The sequence below is a fragment of the Humitalea sp. 24SJ18S-53 genome (genome assembly GCF_050632385.1).
Lineage (GTDB): Bacteria > Pseudomonadota > Alphaproteobacteria > Acetobacterales > Acetobacteraceae > Humitalea.
Map to the genome: position 1 here is coordinate 5,076,772 of NZ_CP192599.1, position 19,743 is coordinate 5,096,514.

Below are 19,743 nucleotides of genomic sequence, written 5' to 3' on the forward strand. Positions count from 1 at the left end.
CTCACTCCACCTTGATATTGGCCGCGCGGACCACCTCACCTAACTTGGCGTGTTCGGCGCGGACAAAAGCGGCGAAGCTGGCGCCGTCTCGGGCCCAGACCTCGGCACCTTGCTGCGCGATCTTGTCGACCATCTCCGGCTCGGCGAGGGCGCGCAGGGTGGCCGCTGACAGCCGCTCGCGGATCGGTGCGGCCATGCCGTTGGGCGCCACCAGACCGAACCAGATCGCCATCTCGTAGTTCGCGACGCCGGCTTCCTGCATGGTCGGGACTTCCGGCAGTTGGGGATGGCGGGTGGCCCCGGACACCGCAAGCGCCTTCAGCGCGCCGGAGCGGATGTGGGGCAGCAGAAGCGGCACGCCTTCGAAGCCCACTGGGATGTCGCCTGCGAGGAGCGCGGTCGCCACGGGCGCCGCGCCGCGATAGGGGACATGCGTCAGGTCGATGCCGGAGCGCAGTTTCAGCAGCTCGAAGGCCAAGTGTGTACTGCCGCCGACGCCGGCGCTGGCGTAGTCCAGTGCGCCTGGACGTGCCCTGGCCATGGCGATCAGCTCCGCGACGCTGCTTACCCCCAACTTCGGGGACGCCACCAGCACGATCATGATCCGCGCGCAGCTCGCGATCGGGGTCAGGTCTGTAAGCGGGTCGAAACCCGCATTGGCGAAAAGATGCGGGTTGATCGCCATGGTCGCGGTATTGGCGATGCCGATGGTGCGGCCATCCGGCCGCGCCTGCACGATGTCCTTGGTGCCCAACATGCCACCCGCGCCGACGCGGTTGTCCACCACCGCCGTCTGCCCCAGCATAGGGCCGAGCCTGTCGGCGAGCAGCCGGGCCAGCCCGTCATTGAAGGCGCCCGGCGGCGCCGGCACGATAATCCGCAACTGCCCATCGGGCATTCCCTGTGCCCGTGCCGTGCCGGCCGCAGCCAGCGCGGCGGATGATGCGAGCAGCGCGCGCCGATCAATTTTCATTGTTGTGTCCTCCGCTTCGTTCACGGCCGCATCGCGGCGATATCGTCGAGCGACGCGCCGAGGCCGAAGCCCGGCGCATCGCTCGGGATGAGCTTCCCGTCGCGCGGCACCGCCATGCCGGGGAATAGCCTGGTTTCTGCCAGGGGCACGCCGGGGGCGCTGCCCATAAAGAACTCGCCCATGGGTGCGCCCGGCACGGCAAAGCCGAAGTGCTGGCCATAGGGTGTGTTCAGGCCAGCATGCGGAATAACTGAGATGCCCGCCGCATCGGCGATGGCGGCGATGCGCAGGCAGGCCGTCAATCCACCGGCCCAGGCGATATCGGGCTGGAGTATGTCGGCAGCGCGACGTGACACTGCGTGCAGAAAGGGCGCCGGCATGTACCAGTGCTCACCGGTCGCCAAACCACACCAGGGTAGGCGGCGGCGCAGCGCGTCCTGCCCGTCCATGTCCTCGGGGATCAGGCAATCCTCGATCCAGCGGAGATCGTATGGGCGCAGCCGCTCGGCCAGCCTCACGGCATATTCGACATCGAAGGCCATCCAGCAATCGAGCATCAGCTCGACCTCCGGCCCGATCAGGTCGCGGGTCCGGGCCACCGCCTCGACATTGCGGATCAGTCCGGGCAGCCCGTCCACCGGGCCATGCGGGCAAGGTAGCTTGGTCGCCCGAAAGCCGAGCTCCATGTGCCAGTCGGTGTCGCCGCCGGTGGCATAGCAGTCGATATGCGGTCGCGAGGGGCCGCCGATCAGGCTGTACACGGGCTGACCCAGAACCTTGCCCTTCAGGTCCCACAGCGCCAGGTCGATCGCGCTGATCGCATAGGCGGCGAGCCCTGCGGCGCTGTAGGTCGCCGCCATGCGCGCCATCATGTCCCACAGCTTCTCGGTGGCCAGTGCTGGCTCGCCGATCAGCAACGGCGCCAGGTGGCTCTCGATCGTCGGGATGACGGGGCCGGCGTAGCGACTGATGCCGAAGCCCCAACTGCCGTCGCTCGCCGTCACCAGGCAGCCGACGCCGGGCCAGGCAGGACGCCAGGCGCGGCGGTCGAGCTTGAAGCGGGAATGCCGGGACATGGGCCCGGCGACCTCGGCGCCGGCGTTCCAGCTTGGGCGCCGTGGCGGGGTCATGCCGGGGCCGCCGACCAGATCGCTTCGGATCGGAAATGCGTCGATCCGCGTGATTGTCAGCATGGACGCTCCGCCGATGTTTTCATTGCCCCCACAGTGGACGCTGGAAGTATCTGAACACAAGGTTCTCGGCCGGTGGACTGGCGACTGCAGGCATTCGTTTGACTGCTCAAGGAGAATGGCACCGATACCGTTCTGCAGTCAGGGACCACTTCTGACCGTCAAGCGCCCCGTTCGGCAAGCAGCGGCGACAGGCTCCTTGCCAGGGCCTTCAGCCCTTCCGCGACGGGGCCGTCCAACATCTCCGGCGTCGCGACCGACGCCGCACCGCCGCAGTTCAGGGCCAGCACGTGGCGCCCATCGGCGGAGATCACCGGCACGCCGATGGCATTCACATCGGCGTGGTAGACCCGGAAGTTCTGCACATAGCCAGCGCGGGCGTAATGCGCGAGGCAGGTCTCGATCAGCGCCGCATGGGCGGGCCACTCCGCTCCCGACTCCCGCTCCAGCGCTGGGATCAGCGCCAGCCGATCCTCTGTCGTCAGCCCGGCCAGATGCGCGCAGCCCAGGGCGGAATTGGCGACACGTAGCGACGTCCCGACATGGAAGGCGAGGCGCAGGATGGAGGGCACCTCCGCCCTTTGCACCACGACCATTTCTGTCCCGCTACGCGCGGCCAGCGACACCGCCAGGCCGAACTGATCGGCCAAGCGCTGCATCGGCCGCAGCGCGGCGGCAGCGATCCCCGATCCGGTCAGGGCGCTGACGCCCAGGGTCAGCACCCCCGGTCCGGGCCGCAGTTTGTCGGGGTCACGGCCCGGCACCAGCAGGCCCAGGTCGAACAGTGTGTGGCACAGCCGCCAGACGGTGGACTGCGGCAGCTTCAGCAATTGCGCGATCTCGGTGCCGCCCAATTCCGTCCGCGCGGCGGTGAAGCACTGCAGGACGCGGATGCCGCGAGCCAGCGCCTCCACGATGTCCCGGTCAGTTTTCATAACCATCTCTTCATTGACAAGCGGGCGTGAAACCGGTCTTCTACCCGAAGAACGGATTCTTAACCCGCCTGTCGGATTAATACAATGAACGATGCCGTCGCCACGGAGGATTTCGCCGACCTTCGCCGCTTCTTCGCCCCTGCCTCCATCGCGATGATCGGCGCCACCGAGGACCAGTCGAAATTCGGCGGTCGCTGCATGAAGGCGCTGATGGGCTTCGGCTTCGCGGGCCAGATCTTCCCGATCAACCCCAAGCGCGACACCATCCTCGGGCACCGCTGCTACGCCAGCATCGACGACGTGCCAGTGGTGCCGGACCATGTCGGCATCATCCTGCCGGCCCATGCCATCGCCGGCGCGCTGGAGGCGTGCGGCCGCCGCGGCGTGCCATTCGCGACTATCTATTCCGCGGGCTTCACCGAAACCGGCACGGATGAAGGCCGCCGGCTGCAGGATGAGCTGCGAGCCACCGCGCAGCGGACCGGCATTCGCTTCATGGGGCCGAACTGCAACGGGCTGATCAACTACGTCCATAAGGTCGCGCTCACCTCCACCGGCCTGCTCAACCGCGCGCAGCCGCCGGCGGGCGACATCGCTGTGGTCAGCCAGAGCGGCGGCGCGGGCCAGATCAATACGATGTGGCGCGCGCAGGAGGCCGGACTCGGCATCTCCTACCAGGTCAGCAGCGGCAATGACGCCGACCTCGATATCCTCGACTACGCCAACTTCATGTTGGAATCGCCGGAAACCCGCGTGGTGCTGATGCTGGCCGAGCATATCGCCAGCGGCCCGCGCCTGCGCCGCCTCGCGCAACGCGCCGCTGCGGCGCGCAAGCCCATCGTGATGATCAAGGCGGGCCGCACGGAAGCCGGCAGCCGCGCCGCCGCCTCCCACACCGGCGCCGTCACCGGATCCGACGCGGTGTTTGAGGCGGCGATGCGCCAACTCGGCATCATCCGCGCCGTCGATACGCCGGAGCTGTACGAGGCCGCGATGCTGCTGCGCCGCGGCCGCCTGCCCGCCGGCACGGGCGCCGCGGCGCTATCGGTCTCCGGCGGCAATCTGGTTATGGTGGCCGACCTCGGCGCCACGCTGGGGCTGGATTTCCCGCCCTATGAGGCGGCGACCCAGGCCAGGCTGACTGCGCTGCTCCCGGGGTTTTCGGGCGCGCGGAATCCCACCGACCTGACCGCCGCGGCCATCGCCTCCGCCACCATCTACACCGACGTGGCGCGCACCCTGGCCCAGGATGCTGCCGTGGATACCTTGGTGCCCATCGTCACCCTGGCGCCGAAGCACGACCTGGAAGCGATCGCGGCGCTGTCGGAGGCGAGCGCGAAGCCGGTGGCACTGCTTTGGACCGGCCATTGCCTGGACGACGCGTCGATGGTGCCCGCGACGCTCGTCGCACGCGGCCATGCGGTTTATCGCGACGCCCTGCCATGCCTGCGCGCCGTCGCCCATGCGGCGCGTTACGCAGCCTTCCTCGATCGCACGGCGACCCCCGAGCGCCCCGCCGGCATCGACCGCGCCGCCGCGATCCGCCTGGTGCGCGCGGCCGGCGCCAGCTTCAGCGGCGCGGAGGCCAAGGCGCTGCTCGGCCTCTACGGCCTGCCCTTCCCCGCCGAGAGCCTGGCGACCAGTGCCGAGATGGCCGTGCAGGCGGCCGCAGCCATTGACGGCCCGGTGGTGCTGAAGATCGAATCCGCCGACATCCCGCACAAGACCGAGGCTGGCGGCGTGATGCTGAACCTGCGGGGCGCGGAGTCCGTCCGCGCCGCGCATGACGCCATCCTCGCTTCCGCCCGCGCCTACAAGCCCGACGCCCGGATCGACGGCGTGCTGGTGCAGGAAATGGTCCAGGGCGGGCAGGAGATGCTGCTGGGCACCGTGCGCGACCCCACCTTCGGGCCCGTGCTGGTCGTGGGCTTCGGCGGCATTCATGTGGAGGTGCTGCGCGACGTCGCCTTCCGCCTGCCGGCGATCGACCGCGAGGAAGCGCTGGCGATGCTGAAGGACCTGCGCATGTTCAAGCTCCTGGAGGGCGTGCGTGGCGCGCCGCCGGCCGACATGGAGGCACTGCTGGACACAATCGTCCGCATGTCCTGGCTGGCCCAAGACCTGGGTGCCGAGGGGCTGGAGATCGACGTGAACCCGCTGGTCGTCCTTCCGCAAGGGCGCGGCGTACGCGCGCTGGACGCGCTGGTGTTGCGCGCATGAGCGAGGCCGCATCGCTGTTGCGCCGCGCCGCCATCGCCGGCATCGGCCAGAGTGAGGTCGGCCGCGTGCCAAGCGTGCCGACGCTGGAACTGCAGCGCCGCGCCGCCACCGCGGCGCTAGAGGATTGCGGCCTGACCTTTGCCGATATCGACGGGCTGCTGACCACCCCCTGCCGGGTCGAGGACTGGGCCATGCCCTGCGCGATGGTGGCCGAGGAACTGGGGCTGCGGCCGCGCTACCTCGCGACCCTGGATGTGGCGGGGGCAAGCGGCGCTTCGATGGTGCATCACGCCGCCATGGCGGTGGCGACCGGCCAGGCCAAGGCCGTGCTCTGCGTCGGCGGGCAGGACCTGCTCTCCCACGGCGGGCGCAGCAGCGCGATCGGCCGCATGGCCGGCGCCGGCTGGGCGCATCCGGAATTCGAGGCGCCTACGGGGCCACTGGTGCCGACGCTCTACGCGCTGATCGCGCAGCGCCACATGCATGAATTTGGCACCACCCCCGAACAGATGGCGGAGGTTGCCGTTGCCATGCGCGGCTATGCGGCGCTGAATCCGGCCGCGCACAAGCAGGCGCCGATCAGCATCGCAGATGTGCTCGCTTCGCCCATGGCGACCACGCCGCTCCACATGCTCGATTGCGCCGTGGTGTCGGATGGCGCGGCGGCGGTGATCGTCACCACGGCGGAACATGCGCGCGACCTGCGGCAGCGGCCCATCGCGTTGCGCGGCCAGGGCTACGGCTACAGCCACACCTATGTCGGCGAATACCCGACCGTCACGACCACGGGGGCCGTGGATGCGGGGCGCGAGGCCTTTCGCCAGGCTGGCGTCACCCCCGCGGATATCGATATCGCGGAACTCTACGACTGCTTCACCATCACGGTGATCGTGGAGCTGGAGGACCTCGGCTTCTGCAAGAAGGGCGAGGGCGGCGCCTTCGTCACCGGCGGGCGCATCGGCCCAGGATCGTCGCGCCGCAAAGGCGGTCTACCTGTCACGACCCATGGCGGACTGCTCTCGGCCGGGCATTTCGGCACGGTTGGCGGCATGCTGCATGTGCTGGAAGGCGTGCGGCAGTTGCGCGGCCAGGCCGCGGCGCGGCAGGTGCCGGATACGGAACTCGTGCTGGTGCATGGCAATGGCGGAATCATCGGGCTGCATTGCACCTTGATCCTGGGGCATGCGTGATGAGCGATCCGAACAGCCACTTCTGGACCAGCGCCGCCGAAGGGCGCTTCGAGCTTCCCTTCTGCGTCGATTGCGGCAAGCCGCATTTCTTTCCACGCCACCGCTGCCCCGCCTGTGGCTCGGACCGATTGGAATGGCGCGCCGCATCGGGGCGCGCCACGCTCTACAGCACCTCCACTGTCCATCGCCCACCCTTTCCGGAGCTGGCGGCGGAGGTGCCCTATGTCGTCGCCATCGCGGCGCTTGAGGAAGGGCCGCATCTGATGGGGCGGCTCACGGCCCCGGCCCCGATCGACGCGCCCTTGCGGATCAACCTCACTGCCGCTGGAGAGGGGCGAAAGCTGATCCTGTTCGACCAGGTGTAAACATCGTCCGACCGGCCGAGATGCTGGCGGACCTCGGGAAGGAATTCGAACATGCAAAATGTGAAACGTCGCGCCCTTGTCGCCAGCGCCGCAGCGCTGGTCGCATCGTCCGCCAGGGCGCAGGGGGATGCTTGGCCAAGCCGGCCGTTGCGGCTGGTCGTTCCCTGGCCCGCCGGGGGGCCCGCCGATCTCATCGCCCGCCCCATCGCCCAACGACTGCAGGATGCGCTGGGAAAGCCCGTGGTGGTGGACAACCGTCCGGGTGCGAATGGCGAGATCGGCGTGAACCACGTCATCCTCTCGCCGAACGATGGCTATACGCTGCTGCTCGGCCACGTCGGTCCGGTCTGCATCAGCCCCGCGACCAATCCGCATCTGCCCTATCGTCCGCTAAACGACTTGACGCCGGTGGCGCGCGTGGTCTCGGCGCCGCTGGTGATGGTGGCGCGGCCGGGGCTGAACATCAGCACCATGCCGCAGCTGATCGCCTTGGCGAAGTCGAGGCCTGATGGCCTTGTCTTCGGTTCCGTCGGCGTCGGCAGCACCACCCATCTGGCGGCCGAGATGCTGAAGCGTGCCGCCGATATTCCACTGCTGCACGTCCCCTATGCCGGGGCGCCGCCGGTGGTGACGGATATGCTGGCCGGCCGCGTGGACCTGAGCTGCCTGAACGTCTCGGGCGTGCAGAGCTTCATCCAGGACGGCAAGCTGATCGCCATCGCCACCACCACGGCACAGCGGCCACGCACCTTCCCCAACCTGCCCACCGTGGCCGAGACCGTGCCGGGCTTCGAGGTGAATTCCTGGCATGGCATCCTCGGGCCCGCAGGCCTGTCGCCCGCCATCGTGCAGCGACTCTGGACCGAGATCGCCGCCATCATGGCCCAGGCCGAGCTGCGCGACGCGCTGCTGCGTCAGGGGTTGGAGCCCGAGGCGACGGGCCCCGCAGACTTCGCCGCGATCATGCGGCAGGATACCCAGCGTTGGGCCGAGGCGGTGCGTGCCGCCAATTTGACGCGGGAATAAGGAGCAAGCTGATGCGTTCGATCTACCTGGTGCTGGACATGGAGAACGACCTGGTCGCGGAGGACGGGCCCAGCGGAAAGGGCCCGATGGGCGAACAGGTGCGTAGCCGCGGCATCATTGCCAAGACGGCCAGCGCCATTGCCAAGGCACGCGCCGCCGGGGTGCCCGTGGGTTTTGTCCGCGTAGGCTTCTCGCCCGATTATCGCGAATGCCCCACGACGTCGGCCATCTTCTCGGGCGCGAAGCAGCATGGGCTGTTCAAGCTGGGCGAATGGGGCACGGCCGTGCATGACGCGCTGAAGCCGGAACCCGGCGACTTCGACATCGTGAAGCATCGCGTCAGCCCATTCTACGGCACCAACCTTGAGCCGATCCTGCGGGCGCATAAGATCGAGCACATCATCTGTTCCGGCGTCTCGACCGTCGCGGTGGTGCAGGCCACGGTGCGAGAGGCGCATGACCGCGACTATGTGGTGACCGTGCTGGAAGACTGCTGCGCCTGCCCGACGGCGGAGGCCCATGCAGCGGCGATCACGGTGCTGCAGCGCTTCGCGAGCTTTACCACGGCCGATGCCTTCGACTTCGCGACGGCGTGACTTATCGCCTGGGCAGCGCGCTCGCGATCAGCGAACTGCCCAGTGCATCCTAGTCGAAGTTGCGCCGGCTGACACTGGACTTGCCCCGCTTTGGTGGAGAGGCATTGTGTCAGGCGGCAGCCATCGTCTCGAACTGTGCAGGGCGAGAGCATGCTGCTTTTCTACGGAATCGAGATTCCGAACCGGGGCGATGTCTGATTCAGCATCTAGGCTGGGAGGAGGCCAGCATGGATGCGCGCATATGCTGAGGATCTCCGAGAGCGGGCTGTGCAGCGCGCCGAGGCAGGCGAGACGATCCGCTCGATTGCCGAGGCGCTACAGATCAGCCCTTCCTGCGTTTCGCAGTGGCGCAATCGGCTGCGCGAGACCGGGCGCTGGAACCTGGCCAGACGGGCGGCCACAAGCCCCGGATTCCGGTGAGCGAGTGCGCTGAGTGGCTGCGGGCGCGCGTCGCCGAGGGGGCCGTTCACGACCCGCGGCTTGACGACGGCACTGGCCGCCTGCGCCACCGCGATCACGCACCAATTTCACGGCCTCAACTTTGAATTCCCGACTGAATACCCATCGCTGCATGGGGCCTCCGATCCGGTTGGAAAACCTTGTCCCAGTGTCCACCAAACCAGCAGCAGGCCATATCTGCTTCGCGTGCTGACGCCCGGCTAAGCGTCAGTCCCGCATGCGGGCGATAACCTCCGCCGGCGTCGCGCCGGGGGCGGCGCGCAGCGCGGCGAAGACGGATTTTTTCGACCGCGCCCGCCAACTGACCGGCAGTTTCGCCAGCATCTCGTGCAGGGCGAGATAGGCCTGCTCGTTCCAGATCTGCTCATGGGCAAGCCGCGCGGGGCCAAAATCGAAGCGCTGGCTGCCTCGGCCTGGTTGCGCCGAGCGGAGGTTGGCCGTCGCCTGCTGATCCACCTCCGCGTCGCGGATGACCACGCCGTAGTCGCGCGCCGCCGCTTCCGGCGTCAGCCGTCCGGACCGCACATCGGCAACAACGGCCTCGGCGTCCCGGGTGAAGGGGTCGCCACGCCCGCCGCCGCCGGGCGAGACGATGCGCACCACCGCGCCCGCAGGCAGGTTGAACAGGTCCGTATTGCCCAGGTCATGCTCCGACGGCGTGCCGGGGTTCAATGCGAAGGTGCTGGCGGCGCCAGGCCTGCCGCCGAGCGTGCCCCAGGGCTGGAACACGGAACGGTCGCGGTTGCGCGCCGTGACCACGGCATCTGGCGCATCCGTGGTGAATTCCAGTACCGTCGCGAGGCCGCCGCGATGCGCCCCGGCGCCACCGCTATCCGGCATCAGCCCATAGCGCAGCACGCGCACCGGCGCCTCGGATTCGGTGATCTCGATCGGGCTGTTCTTCAGATAGGCGGCATCGGCGCCGGAGCCATCCGTGCCATCGCGATGCGGCATGCCGCCGCCGCCGCCGACGATCGGGGCCACCGCCACGATGGAACGCCGCCCCGTGCGCCGGTTCTCGCCGGAGATGTTGATGATGGAGGAGGAGCCGGCGGGCGCCGCGGGCAGCCGTTCCGGCGCGGCCTGCACGAAGGCGCCGAAGACCAGGCTGCGCAGCCGCGCGCAGGTCAGGCTGCGCATGCCCACGGCGGCGGGGTGCTGCGGGTTCACCACGCTGCCTTCCGGCAGGATGCAGGTGAAGGGCCGCGTCGTGCCGAAATTCAGCATGATCTTCGGGCTGAGCGCCGACAGCACATAATAGACGCCGACCATCACCAGCGAATGCCGCGCATGCCCGCCGGTCGGCACGTTCATCGAGGACAAGGTCTGCGGATCGGTGCCGGTGAAGTCCAGCACGGCGGAATCGCCAGTGATCCGCAACGTCAACTTCAACCGCAGCGGGTCGCCATCCGGCCCGTCCTCGTCGCAGTAATCGGCAAACACGTATTCGCCATCCGGCAGCCCGGCCAGCACCGCGCGCGCCTGCGCCTCGCCGTAGTCCAGCAGGTCCGCCATGCCGTCGACCAGCGTCTCCACCCCGAAGCGACGCACCAGGTCAAGGATGCGGCGCTCGCCGGTGTTCACCGCCGCGATCAGTGCCTTCAGGTCGCCCCAGTTCTGATCGGGCACGCGCACATTGGCAAGGATGACGCGCAACAGCTTCTCGTCCAGCACGCCTTCCTGATACAGCTTGGAGGGTGGCACGCGGATGCCTTCCTGATGCACCTCGGTCAACGTGCGCGACAGGCTCGCCGGCACGGCGCCGCCGACATCCACGTTGTGGATGTGCCCACCGGCGAAGGCGATGATGCGGCCCTCATGGAACACGGGCTTCCACATGTTCGTGTCAGGCGAATGCGTGGCGAGGTAGCCCGAGTAGGGATCGTTCGTCATGGCGATGTCGCCGGGCGCATAGCCGCCGTGCACCAGGCCGATCGCCGCCTCATAGTCCACGCCGGGATACCAGGTGGCGCCGAGATCAAGCGGCACCGCGCAGGTCTTCCCATGCGCATCGAGGAACTGGACAGTGAAATCCTCCGTCTCCTTGACGAAGGTGGAATGCGCGGTGCGGTAGAGCGTCGTGGCCATGCTCTCCGCCGCGGCCCGGCAATGGTTGCGCAGCACCTGCAGCGTGATGGGGTCGGTACGCATCAGATCATCTCCATCACGAGGTTGCCCTGGGCATCGGCGCGCACCTGCCATCCAGCGGGGATCAGCACGGTGCAGTCGGATTGCGTGACGACGGCCGGGCCGGTGAGGCGCATGCCGGCGCTCAGCGCGTCACGCCGATACAGGCCCGCCTGCCGCCAGGCGCCCGCCAGCCGCAACGAGATCATCGTCTCCGGCACGGCCTCGGCCTCGACCACCGTGTCGTCGCGGACCGGCAGGGGGGGCGCGCGGCGCAGTGCCGCGGCGCGCAGGCCGACCACTTCCACCGGCGCGTCCGGGTCACAATGGCCGAAGGCGTCTTTGTGCGCAGCGTGGAACAGCGCCGCGAGATCGGCGGCGGTGCCCTGCTCCCGCCAGGTGGCGGGCAGCGGCACCGGCACCTCGAAGGACTGGCCCTGGTAACGAAGGTCGGCGCCGAGGCTGATGTCCGAGGCGCCGTCGCCGCCCATCTCGTCCAGCGCCGTCCTCGCCTCCGTGGCCAGCGCGTCGAAGGTGTCGCGCAGCAGGGGTAGCGCGGATTCGGTCAGCGGCAGCAGCAGGCTTCGCATGGTGTCGCGACGCAGATCCGCGGCCAGCGCGCCGAGCGCGCAGAGCGTGCCCGGCACGGCCGGCACCAGCACGCGGCGGATGCCCGCCGCTTCCGCCAGTAGCGCCCCCAGCATCGGACCGGCGCCGCCGAAGGGCATCAGGGTCAGCTCGCTGGCATGCGCGCCGGCGCGTGCCAGCAGCTTGTCGATCTCCACCAGCATCCCGCTGATGGCGACGCGCAGCACGCCCTCCGCCACCGCCGGCACATCAAGCCCAAGGCGATCGGCGATCGGCCGTGCGGCGGCCTCGGCCAGCGCGCGATCGGGTGCGATGGCGCCGAAGCCAAGCTGCCCCTGGCCCAGGATGCCACACAGCAGCGCCGCATCCGTCACTGTGAACTGCGTGCCGCCGCGCCCGAAGCAAGCCGGGCCGGGGGTGGAACCGGCGCTTTCCGGGCCGACCTGCAGCACGCCCTGCGCATCGACCCGCGCCATGGAGCCGCCGCCCTGGCCGGAGGAGATGACGGCCACGGTCGGGATGGCGAGCGGGAATTCGCCGATCGCCTGGCCGCTGCCGAAGGAGGGCGCGCCATCGGCCAGCAGCGCGACATCCGCGCTGGTGCCGCCGATATCCAGTGTCAGCACCAGCCTTTCGCCCGCCGCGCGCGCCACGACGCCAGCGCCAACGACGCCGGAGGCGGTGCCCGACAACAGCATCCCGACGCAATCCCGCCGTCCGCGCTGCGCTGTCATGGTGCCACCGGCGGAGGTGGTGAGCAGCAGAGGTGCGGCGATACCGGCCGCGGTGAGCTGGCCCTGCACGCGTTCCAGGTAGCCGGCGATGCGCGGATGCACATAGGCATTCAGCACGGAGGTGGTGGTGCGCTCATATTCGCGGATCGCGGGCCAGACCTCGCTGCCGCGGAAGATGAAAAGCTGCGGCGCGATCTTGCCGATCATGGCAGCGACCGCGTCCTCATGCGCGGCGTTGCGCCAGGCATGCAGGAAGGACACCACGACGCCCTCGCAGCCCTGCGCCAATGCCGCGGCCAGCGCGGCGGCGACAGATGCGCGGTCGGGCGGCGTCAGCGTGCGGCCTTCGGCATCCATGCGCTCGGCAATGCCGAAGACGGATTCGCGCGGCACCAATGGCGCCGGCCGTTCGCAGAACAGGCTGTAGGGATCCGGCATGCGCAGCCGCGCCAGTTCCAGCATGTCCGTGAAGCCGGCGGTGGTGAACAGCGCCAGCTTCGCGCCGCGGCGCTGGATGATGGTGTTCACGCCGACGGTGGTGCCGTGCACGAAGCGCTCGACCTGCGCCGGGACCAACCCGTCCGTCGCCAGCCGGCGCAGGCCGGTGGCCACGTCCTGGCCGGGTTCGGTCGGCGTGGTCAGCACCTTCAGGGTCTCAAGCCGTCCCGTGGTTGTCTCCAGCGCGACGAAATCCGCGAAGGTGCCACCGATATCCACGCCAATGCGCCAAGCCATCTTCTGTCTTTCCGTCACGTCGCGCTGAAGATCGGCCATGTGCCGCGGGCGAGCCAGACGATGAATCCGGCGTCGCGCATAAGGTTGACTTATGGGGTCGTTGTTCCCGGCAGGAAGCGCCGGATGGAAAGCCCGTCCAGCGGCACGTCGCTGCGGCCATCCAGCACCAATTCGCTGAGGATGGCGCCGATGGCCGGGCCGAGCTGGAAGCCATGGCCGGAAAAGCCGAAGGCGTGGAACAGGCCGGGCGTGGTGCTGCTGGGGCCAACGACGGGGATGCCGTCCGGCATCATGCCGTCGATGCCGCTCCAACTGCGGATGACGGAGACGCCAGCCAGCGCGGGCACGATGGCCACCGCCTGGCGCATCGCTCCCAGGATCGCTTCTGGCGTGGCGCGGGAAAACGGCACCGTGGGATCGCCGGTGCCCCGGCCGCCGCCGAAGATGATGTTGCCGCGCGGGATCTGGCGCAGGTAGATGCCGCCGCCCACCACGCCGAGATTGGGCCGGATGAAATACGGGATCGGCTCCGTGACGCCCATGTTGGGCGTGTGCGGCCGCACCGGCACGGGCTCGCCGAACCATTCCGCCACCTGGCCGCCCCAGAAGCCCGCCGTGTTGACCAGCGTGTCGGCGCTGAAGACCTCGTCGCCGGCCTCTACCACGAAGCGGCCCTGCTCGTGCCGGCAGGCGGTGACGCGGACGTGTTCGCGGATCGTCGCCCCCGCCGCACGGGCCGCCTGGGCGAGCGCCGGGGAGAGCAGGCGCGGATTGGCCGAACCATCCTCCGGCGCAAAGGATGCCGCGACGACGGCGGGGCCGAGCCAGGGATACTCCCGGCGCAGCGCCGCCTGGTCGAGGAAGCGCACCGGAAGCTGGTATTCGCGCGCCACGTCCAGATAAGCCAGGAGGTCCGCTTCATCCGCCGCGCTGCGGGCGAGCTTCAGGTGGCCGGTGGCGACGAACTCGCAATCCGTGCCCAATAGTCGCGGCAGGTCCTGCCAGATGGCGTGCGACCGCTTGGCGATCGGCAGTTCTGCCGGGTGACGGCCCTGTTGGCGCACGCCGCCATAATTCACGCCGGAGGCCTGCGAGCCGACCAGCCCACGTTCCAGCAGCACCACCCGCGCCCCGCGCAGCGCGAGATGCAGCGCCGTGGAGCAGCCCGCGCCGCCACCGCCGATGACGAGGACCTCGGTCTCCTGCACGGGACGGGTCATCGCGCCAAGGCCGGCATGGGCAGGGGTTTCACCGGCGCCTGGCCACGCAGCCGGCCGACCTGCGTCACGCTGCAACCCAGTGCATCGGCCAGCACCTCCGCCGCCGCCGCGCCGCAGACGCGGCCCTGGCAGCGGCCCATGCCGATGCGGGTGAAGGCCTTGGCGCGGTTCACCTCCGGCGCCGCGCCGGTCGCCACATCGGCGCGCGCGGCATGGCGCAATTCGCCGGCCCGCACCGCCTCGCAGCGGCACAGAATGGTTTCGTCGGGCATCTCGGCGGCAAGACGCGCGGGAAACGGGAAGGCGCGGTCCAGCGCCGCCCGGAACCGTGCCTGCGCGCGAAGGCGTTGGTCGAGTTGGCGGGCCAGGGCCGCATCGGCGGGCTGGCCCGCGTCCTCCAGCAGGGCAAGCGCCGCGCGCGCCCCGGCCAGTTCGGCGACATCGGCGCCGCCAATGCCCGCGCCGTCCCCAGCGAGGTAGATGCCGGGCACCGCCGTGCGCCCGGCGGCATCGCGTTCCGGCACCCACAGATGCGACGGTGTGTCGAAGCGCATCGGCACCCCGGCGAGTTCGGCGAGCTGCGCCTCGGGCCGCACCCCCCATCCGAGTGCCACGGCATCGCAGGCCAGGCGATGCTCCGCGCCGGAAGCGTCGCGCCAGCGCAGGCCCGTGACGCCGTCCTCGCCCTCGATGGCGAGCGGCGTCGCACCCTCGCGGACGAAGATGCCGGCGGCGCGCAGGCGGGCGACGTACCAGGCCCCCTTCGCCAGCGTCGCCGCGCCGTCACGCAACCCGGCCAGCGCGTGCAGCTTGGCGTGCCACGGCGTCGTGTCGATCACGGCCGCGACGCCGGCGCCGGCCTTCATGTACTGGTAGGCCACGAGCCACAGCAGCGGGCCGCTGCCGACGAAGGCGACCCGGCGGCCGATGGCGCAGCCCTGCACCTTCAGCGCGATCTGTGCCGCGCCCATGGCGGTGACGCCCGGCAGGGTCCAACCGGGGACGGGGATCACCCGGTCCATTGCGCCGGTGCACAGGATGGCGGCGTCGAAGGCGACCTCCTCGACCTGGCCATCCCTGATGGTGTCCAGCCGGCCGGCCTGGATGTTCCAAACCAGTGTCTCCGGCCGCCAATCGACCTGCGGTTTTAGAGCATCCAGCGTCGCATGTAGCGCGGCGGCGCGCCCGCCCTCCAGCCCGTACAGCGCCTTCGGCGTGCGGGTGAAGCCGGCTGGTGGGCGCTGGTAGATGCGTCCGCCGCCATCCGGCGCCTCGTCGATCCAGACAGGGCGCTGCCCCGCGCGCACCAACTGTGCCACGGCGCGCACGCCCGCAGGCCCGGCGCCGATCACCGCGACTGTCATGCGCGGCGCAGTCGCATGCCGGGTTGCAGCAGCGTGGTGCAGGCGCGGACCCGGCCGCTGCCGTCCAGCACCACCCGGCAATCCTGGCAGGCGCCCATCAGGCAGAAGCCGGCGCGGCGGCCATCGCCGAACTCGCTGTCCCGCAGGAAGGTCTCGCCCCCGGCGAGGATGGCGGTGAGCAGCGTGTCGCCCTGGCGCGCGGTCATCGCGCGATCCTCGAAGGTGAAGCGGATCTCAGGGCGGTCCTGATCGACCAGTCGCACCAACTGCAAGGCCACCTCCTGCCGCACCATCGCGCCGTTGTAGTTTCTACAGTATGGAAAGAAAAGCTTCTCTTTTCTATCATGCGGAATTACGCTGGCCGGACTTGCCCCATGGACGCAGCATTGGATCATTCCGACACGCCGCCCGAAGCGGCCGCCGATATGGCGCCGGCCGAGACGACGGCCGCGACCTCCAGCATCCAGGTGCTGGACCGCGTCGTGCGACTGCTGGAGCGGCTCGGCGAGGCCGGCGATGGTGGCGAACAGCTTTCCCGACTTGCCGCCGGCCTCGGCCTCTCGGCGTCCACCGCGCATCGGCTGCTGGCGGCGCTGGAACAGCATGGCTGGGTCGAGCGCGAGGACGCGACGCGCCGCCACCGGCTCGGCACCCGACTGATCGCGCTGGCCGGGCGCGCGGCGGAAGGCACCGGACTGCGGCGGATCTGCCGGCCCGCATTGCTGCGGATCGCCGCCGAGACGCAGGAAACCACCTTCCTCATCGTCCGCAGCGGGCTGAATGCCGTCGTCGTGGACCGGCAGGAAGGCAGCTACGTCATCGAGAGCCTGACGCAGGGCACCGGCGGCCTGCTGCCGCTTGGCATCGGGTCCGGCAGCCTGGCCATTCTCGCCTGCCAACCGGAGGCGGAGGTCGAGGCCATCCTGGCGGCCAATACGGCGCGGTACCGCGAATACGGCACGACCGCGACGGCGGTTCGCACCAGCCTCGGCGGCATCCGGGAGCAGGGCTACATGCTGGCCAATGGCTCGCTGATCCAGGGGCTTTCGGTGATCGCCATGCCGATCCGCCCGACCGGGCGTGACGTGACAGCGGCGATCGCGATCAATTTCATCACCACCCGGCTGGAGCCAGCCAATCGCCAGGCGTGGCTCACCCTGCTGACGCAGGAAGTCCAATCCATCGAAGCGGGCATGAGCCCGCCACCCCGCCAGAACCGGCCTCCCAAAAAAGGAAAGACCTGATCATGGACCGCTTCACCCTGCCGTCGCGTCGCGGCGTTCTCGCGGCGGCACTCGCCGTGCCCGCCTTGTCCCAAATGGCATCGGCCCAGCCGGCCTGGCCGACGCGCCCGGTGCGCATCGTGGTGCCCTTCGCCGCCGGTGGCGCGACCGATGGCAGCGCGCGCATCGTGGCGCAGAAGCTGAGCGAAGTGCTCGGCCAACCCGTGGTGGTCGAAAATCGCCCCGGCGCCGGCGGCACCACCGGCGCCGATTTCGTCGCCAAGGCGGCGCCGGATGGCTACACCTTCGTCATGGCCTCGGTGTCCAACCTTGTGCTGGCGCAGGGGCTCTACAGCCGACTGCCCTATGACCCGGTGAAGGATTTCATCCCGGTGGCCCCTGTCGTGATGGCGCCGATCGGCATCGCCGTGCAGTCCAGCCTGGGCGTGACCACGCTGCAGGAGTTCATCGCCCTGCTGAAGGCCAATCCGGGCCGCTACCAGTATGGCAGCGCCGGCAATGGCGCCTCCGGCCACATCTCCAGCGTTGCCTTCCTGCAGTTGACCGGCACGCAGGCGCTGCACGTGCCGTATCGCGGCAGCGGCCCGGTCTTCAACGACCTGCTGGCCGGCGTGGTGCATTTCACGGCGGACGTCCCCGGCCTGATCAAGCCGCACCATGATGCCGGGACGATCCGGGCGCTGGTGATGGCGACGCCGGAACGTTCCACCGCGCTGCCCGACGTGCCGACCAGCGCCGAGGCCGGGCTGCCGGCCTACCGCGCCTATTCCTGGTTCGGCCTGTTCGCGCCGGCCAATACGCCTATGCAGATCGTCGACCGCATGGCGGCGGCGGTGGAAACCGCGGTGACGGACCCCACGGTGTCCCTGCGGCTCGACCGCGACCTCGGCCTTCCGCCGATGCCCGGCTACACGCCGGCCCGCTTCGCCGAATTCCTGCAGGAGGAGATCCGCTACTGGCTGCCGATCGTGCAGGCCAGCGGCGCACGGCTGGACTGAGCCCCTTCAGTCGGGCGGCACGTCCGCCTGGCATAGTGCCCGCATGATCTCGGAAAGCCGGTCCACCATTTCCGGATTGCCGAGCATGCGGCTGCGCAGCAGCACCACCTTGCGCTCGACCCGGGGCAGGAAGGGCCGCGCCACGACGCCTGGCGGCAGCACGCCGCGGGCGAAACCATCGACAATCGCGAAGCCGATCCCCTCGCGCACCATGGCGACGGCGCCGACCGTGCTGCCGATCTCGATCGCGATGCGTCGCTCGACCCCTTCGGCGTCGAAGGCGAGGTCCAGGCTGCGGCCGAAATCCTGCCAGCCGCCGAAGCCGATTTCGGGCAGCCCTGCGAGCTGGGCCGGGCCCAGCCCGGGCTGCGCGGCCAGGGGATGGTCCTCCGGCAGCAGCACGATGCAGGGCACGGTGCCGAGTTGCACATGCTCTAGCCCCGGCACTTCGACGGAGGTCAGCGCCAGGCCGACATCGAGCCGGCGCGCCAGCAACGCCTCGCCCAACTCCCGTACCGGCATCAGGTTCACCGAGATGCGTGCCAGGGGCCATTCCCGCCGGAGTTGCGCCACGGCCTTCGGCACCAGCGACACGCCGAGCGAGGAGGTCGTGCCGAGCCGCAGCAGGCCGCCCTGCCGGCCGCCGAGGTCGCGCGTCAGGCTGCGAAAGCTGCGCAGTTCATGGAACAGTCGCTCCGCTTCCGGCCACAGCGCCGTCGCCTCCGCCGTGGGTGTCAGGCGTCCGGCGCGGCGGCGGAAGAGCGCATAGCCGATGCGATCCTCGCAATGCCGAAGGGCCTGCGACAGGGCGGGCTGCGAGACGTTCAGCGCCTTGGCCGCCAGGCTCAGGGAGTTGCTGCGCATGATCTCGCAGAAGATCTCGATGTCGCGTGCATTCATGGCGTGGCTCCGCCGTGCGAGATCCGGGCTGGCGATCGGCCCAGTCAGTCGATGCCGTCCTAACCGGTAAGCCCGCGGACGCCCAGGCCCTTATGACTGCCCAGATTGTCGAGGACGACGATGTCGCCGGGCCGCAGCGCCTGGATCAGCGCCTGCTGCCGTAGGCAAGGAAACTGCGCACGTTGATCGGGCCGTCGAACACGGCGGGTGCGGCGATCCTGTCGGCACGCAGGGCGGCGACGAAGGTCAGCGTCTTCCAGCGCCCGTGCGCGGTCTTGTCGATCAGGCGCTGACCTACGGCACAGCGACCGTGGGTGCGGACCATGTTGGTCTTGGTCCAGGTCTCGTCGATGAAGACCAGCCGTGCCGGATCAAGCCGCCCCTGATACTGCCGCCAACGCGCGCGACTACCACCAGCCGTTCGACGCCATGCTGTACGGTTGGAAGGCCGGCGCGCAACGACCTGCATCCCACCATGAAGCCGGTGACGTTGGTGGAACGTGCCATCCGCGACAGCAGCAAGCCGCGCGACACGGTGCCTGACTGCTTCGGCGGCTCGGGCACCATCATGATCGCGGCGGAGCGCACCGGGCGGCGCGCCGCGCTGCTGGAGATCGACCCCGCCTATGCCGACGTCATCGTGCGGCGGTGGCAGGAGGCGATCGACGAGGTGGCAGTGCTGGAGGGCGATGATCGTATCTTTGCCGATGTCGCCGCAGCGCGCGGCATCGCCGATCATGATGTGACCCAGACCGCCGAATCATAGCAATTCCGCGCCGCTGCATCTTGTTTGGCTTGTGAGTGGCACAGCACAAATGGTCCGTCACACACAGAGCACCCGCCCTGCAGCACGACGGAGACCACGCGCTTCGCCCCCTC

At 69.5% G+C, this 19,743-nt stretch carries 18 protein-coding genes and 1 pseudogene; 9 read left to right on the forward strand and 10 right to left on the reverse strand.

The genetic code is table 11. The features are described 5' to 3' along the window. Position 1 precedes the first annotated feature (1 nt). The 3 genes from ACQW02_RS24350 to ACQW02_RS24360 all read right to left on the reverse strand — a co-directional run bounded on the left by ACQW02_RS24350 (position 2) and on the right by ACQW02_RS24360 (position 3,098). Positions 2 to 973: a Bug family tripartite tricarboxylate transporter substrate binding protein gene (locus ACQW02_RS24350; protein ID WP_431282505.1), complete on the reverse strand. Its 972-nt coding sequence runs from the start codon at positions 971 to 973 to the stop codon at positions 2 to 4. Between the two features lie 20 nt (positions 974 to 993). Beyond that, entirely contained in the window at positions 994 to 2,166 is a 1,173-nt protein-coding gene (locus ACQW02_RS24355; RefSeq protein ID WP_431282506.1) for an enolase C-terminal domain-like protein, read from the reverse strand. 158 nt (positions 2,167 to 2,324) lie between these two features. Then, positions 2,325 to 3,098, reverse strand: a complete 774-nt coding sequence (locus tag ACQW02_RS24360; protein ID WP_431282507.1) for an IclR family transcriptional regulator — start codon at positions 3,096 to 3,098, stop codon at positions 2,325 to 2,327. Positions 3,099 to 3,182: 84 nt separating this feature from the next. Between ACQW02_RS24360 and ACQW02_RS24365 the strand changes: the two genes are divergently transcribed. The 6 genes from ACQW02_RS24365 to ACQW02_RS24390 all read left to right on the forward strand — a co-directional run bounded on the left by ACQW02_RS24365 (position 3,183) and on the right by ACQW02_RS24390 (position 8,915). Beyond that, the gene (locus tag ACQW02_RS24365; RefSeq protein ID WP_431282508.1) at positions 3,183 to 5,318 is read left to right on the forward strand and encodes an acetate--CoA ligase family protein; all 2,136 of its coding nucleotides are present in this window, start codon (positions 3,183 to 3,185) and stop codon (positions 5,316 to 5,318) included. After that, complete coding sequence (locus ACQW02_RS24370; RefSeq protein ID WP_431282509.1) at positions 5,315 to 6,508, forward strand: thiolase C-terminal domain-containing protein; 1,194 nt, start codon at positions 5,315 to 5,317, stop codon at positions 6,506 to 6,508. The genes ACQW02_RS24365 and ACQW02_RS24370 overlap by 4 nt, the downstream gene beginning before the upstream one ends. Then, positions 6,508 to 6,873 carry a Zn-ribbon domain-containing OB-fold protein gene (locus tag ACQW02_RS24375; RefSeq protein WP_431282510.1) on the forward strand — a complete coding sequence of 122 codons (366 nt, stop codon included), beginning with the start codon at positions 6,508 to 6,510 and terminating at the stop codon, positions 6,871 to 6,873. Before ACQW02_RS24370 ends, ACQW02_RS24375 begins: the two co-directional genes overlap by 1 nt. Before the next feature lie 51 nt (positions 6,874 to 6,924). Beyond that, positions 6,925 to 7,899: a Bug family tripartite tricarboxylate transporter substrate binding protein gene (locus tag ACQW02_RS24380; RefSeq protein ID WP_431282511.1), complete on the forward strand. Its 975-nt coding sequence runs from the start codon at positions 6,925 to 6,927 to the stop codon at positions 7,897 to 7,899. An 11-nt stretch (positions 7,900 to 7,910) separates the two neighbouring features. After that, a complete protein-coding gene (locus ACQW02_RS24385; RefSeq protein WP_431282512.1) occupies positions 7,911 to 8,495 on the forward strand; it encodes a cysteine hydrolase family protein in 585 nt (194 codons plus the stop codon). Positions 8,496 to 8,726: 231 nt separating this feature from the next. After that, positions 8,727 to 8,915, forward strand: a complete 189-nt coding sequence (locus ACQW02_RS24390; protein ID WP_431282513.1) for a helix-turn-helix domain-containing protein — start codon at positions 8,727 to 8,729, stop codon at positions 8,913 to 8,915. A gap of 246 nt (positions 8,916 to 9,161) precedes the next feature. Here ACQW02_RS24390 and ACQW02_RS24395 read toward each other — a convergent pair whose 3' ends face one another. The 5 genes from ACQW02_RS24395 to ACQW02_RS24415 all read right to left on the reverse strand — a co-directional run bounded on the left by ACQW02_RS24395 (position 9,162) and on the right by ACQW02_RS24415 (position 16,000). Continuing rightward, the gene (locus tag ACQW02_RS24395; protein ID WP_431282514.1) at positions 9,162 to 11,105 is read right to left on the reverse strand and encodes a hydantoinase B/oxoprolinase family protein; all 1,944 of its coding nucleotides are present in this window, start codon (positions 11,103 to 11,105) and stop codon (positions 9,162 to 9,164) included. After that, complete coding sequence (locus tag ACQW02_RS24400; RefSeq protein ID WP_431282515.1) at positions 11,105 to 13,138, reverse strand: hydantoinase/oxoprolinase family protein; 2,034 nt, start codon at positions 13,136 to 13,138, stop codon at positions 11,105 to 11,107. The genes ACQW02_RS24395 and ACQW02_RS24400 overlap by 1 nt, the downstream gene beginning before the upstream one ends. Before the next feature lie 89 nt (positions 13,139 to 13,227). Next, positions 13,228 to 14,358, reverse strand: coding sequence for an NAD(P)/FAD-dependent oxidoreductase (locus ACQW02_RS24405; RefSeq protein WP_431282516.1), 1,131 nt, complete (start codon positions 14,356 to 14,358; stop codon positions 13,228 to 13,230). Then, positions 14,355 to 15,722: an NAD(P)/FAD-dependent oxidoreductase gene (locus ACQW02_RS24410; protein WP_431282517.1), complete on the reverse strand. Its 1,368-nt coding sequence runs from the start codon at positions 15,720 to 15,722 to the stop codon at positions 14,355 to 14,357. The genes ACQW02_RS24405 and ACQW02_RS24410 overlap by 4 nt, the downstream gene beginning before the upstream one ends. After that, entirely contained in the window at positions 15,719 to 16,000 is a 282-nt protein-coding gene (locus tag ACQW02_RS24415; protein ID WP_431285967.1) for a (2Fe-2S)-binding protein, read from the reverse strand. Before ACQW02_RS24415 ends, ACQW02_RS24410 begins: the two co-directional genes overlap by 4 nt. Before the next feature lie 96 nt (positions 16,001 to 16,096). On the opposite strand from ACQW02_RS24415, the gene ACQW02_RS24420 reads away from it, so the two are divergent. Further along, positions 16,097 to 16,966 carry an IclR family transcriptional regulator gene (locus ACQW02_RS24420; protein WP_431282518.1) on the forward strand — a complete coding sequence of 290 codons (870 nt, stop codon included), beginning with the start codon at positions 16,097 to 16,099 and terminating at the stop codon, positions 16,964 to 16,966. A 2-nt stretch (positions 16,967 to 16,968) separates the two neighbouring features. Further along, positions 16,969 to 17,964 (forward strand): Bug family tripartite tricarboxylate transporter substrate binding protein, encoded by a 996-nt coding sequence (locus ACQW02_RS24425; RefSeq protein ID WP_431282519.1) that lies wholly within the window; start codon positions 16,969 to 16,971, stop codon positions 17,962 to 17,964. A 6-nt stretch (positions 17,965 to 17,970) separates the two neighbouring features. On the opposite strand, the gene ACQW02_RS24430 is transcribed toward ACQW02_RS24425, so the two are convergent. Both ACQW02_RS24430 and ACQW02_RS24435 read right to left on the reverse strand, forming a co-directional pair. After that, positions 17,971 to 18,864: a LysR family transcriptional regulator gene (locus ACQW02_RS24430; RefSeq protein ID WP_431282520.1), complete on the reverse strand. Its 894-nt coding sequence runs from the start codon at positions 18,862 to 18,864 to the stop codon at positions 17,971 to 17,973. A gap of 74 nt (positions 18,865 to 18,938) precedes the next feature. Beyond that, positions 18,939 to 19,273, reverse strand: a pseudogene (locus ACQW02_RS24435) (transposase); the annotation flags it as partial. A 66-nt stretch (positions 19,274 to 19,339) separates the two neighbouring features. Between ACQW02_RS24435 and ACQW02_RS24440 the strand changes: the two are divergent. Next, a complete protein-coding gene (locus ACQW02_RS24440) occupies positions 19,340 to 19,630 on the forward strand; it encodes a DNA methyltransferase (RefSeq protein WP_431282521.1) in 291 nt (96 codons plus the stop codon). The last annotated feature ends 113 nt before the right edge of the window (positions 19,631 to 19,743 follow it).

Excerpts from the sequence above, each read along its gene's own strand:
- ACQW02_RS24350 (WP_431282505.1), bottom strand. The coding sequence starts at position 973 with ATGAAAATTGATCGGCGCGCGCTGCTCGCATCATCCGCCGCGCTGGCT.
- ACQW02_RS24355 (WP_431282506.1), bottom strand. The coding sequence starts at position 2,166 with ATGCTGACAATCACGCGGATCGACGCATTTCCGATCCGAAGCGATCTG.
- ACQW02_RS24360 (WP_431282507.1), bottom strand. The coding sequence starts at position 3,098 with ATGAAAACTGACCGGGACATCGTGGAGGCGCTGGCTCGCGGCATCCGC.
- ACQW02_RS24365 (WP_431282508.1), top strand. The coding sequence starts at position 3,183 with ATGAACGATGCCGTCGCCACGGAGGATTTCGCCGACCTTCGCCGCTTC.
- ACQW02_RS24370 (WP_431282509.1), top strand. The coding sequence starts at position 5,315 with ATGAGCGAGGCCGCATCGCTGTTGCGCCGCGCCGCCATCGCCGGCATC.
- ACQW02_RS24375 (WP_431282510.1), top strand. The coding sequence starts at position 6,508 with ATGAGCGATCCGAACAGCCACTTCTGGACCAGCGCCGCCGAAGGGCGC.
- ACQW02_RS24380 (WP_431282511.1), top strand. The coding sequence starts at position 6,925 with ATGCAAAATGTGAAACGTCGCGCCCTTGTCGCCAGCGCCGCAGCGCTG.
- ACQW02_RS24385 (WP_431282512.1), top strand. The coding sequence starts at position 7,911 with ATGCGTTCGATCTACCTGGTGCTGGACATGGAGAACGACCTGGTCGCG.
- ACQW02_RS24390 (WP_431282513.1), top strand. The coding sequence starts at position 8,727 with ATGCGCGCATATGCTGAGGATCTCCGAGAGCGGGCTGTGCAGCGCGCC.
- ACQW02_RS24395 (WP_431282514.1), bottom strand. The coding sequence starts at position 11,105 with ATGCGTACCGACCCCATCACGCTGCAGGTGCTGCGCAACCATTGCCGG.
- ACQW02_RS24400 (WP_431282515.1), bottom strand. The coding sequence starts at position 13,138 with ATGGCTTGGCGCATTGGCGTGGATATCGGTGGCACCTTCGCGGATTTC.
- ACQW02_RS24405 (WP_431282516.1), bottom strand. The coding sequence starts at position 14,358 with ATGACCCGTCCCGTGCAGGAGACCGAGGTCCTCGTCATCGGCGGTGGC.
- ACQW02_RS24410 (WP_431282517.1), bottom strand. The coding sequence starts at position 15,722 with ATGACAGTCGCGGTGATCGGCGCCGGGCCTGCGGGCGTGCGCGCCGTG.
- ACQW02_RS24420 (WP_431282518.1), top strand. The coding sequence starts at position 16,097 with ATGGACGCAGCATTGGATCATTCCGACACGCCGCCCGAAGCGGCCGCC.
- ACQW02_RS24425 (WP_431282519.1), top strand. The coding sequence starts at position 16,969 with ATGGACCGCTTCACCCTGCCGTCGCGTCGCGGCGTTCTCGCGGCGGCA.
- ACQW02_RS24430 (WP_431282520.1), bottom strand. The coding sequence starts at position 18,864 with ATGAATGCACGCGACATCGAGATCTTCTGCGAGATCATGCGCAGCAAC.
- ACQW02_RS24440 (WP_431282521.1), top strand. The coding sequence starts at position 19,340 with ATGAAGCCGGTGACGTTGGTGGAACGTGCCATCCGCGACAGCAGCAAG.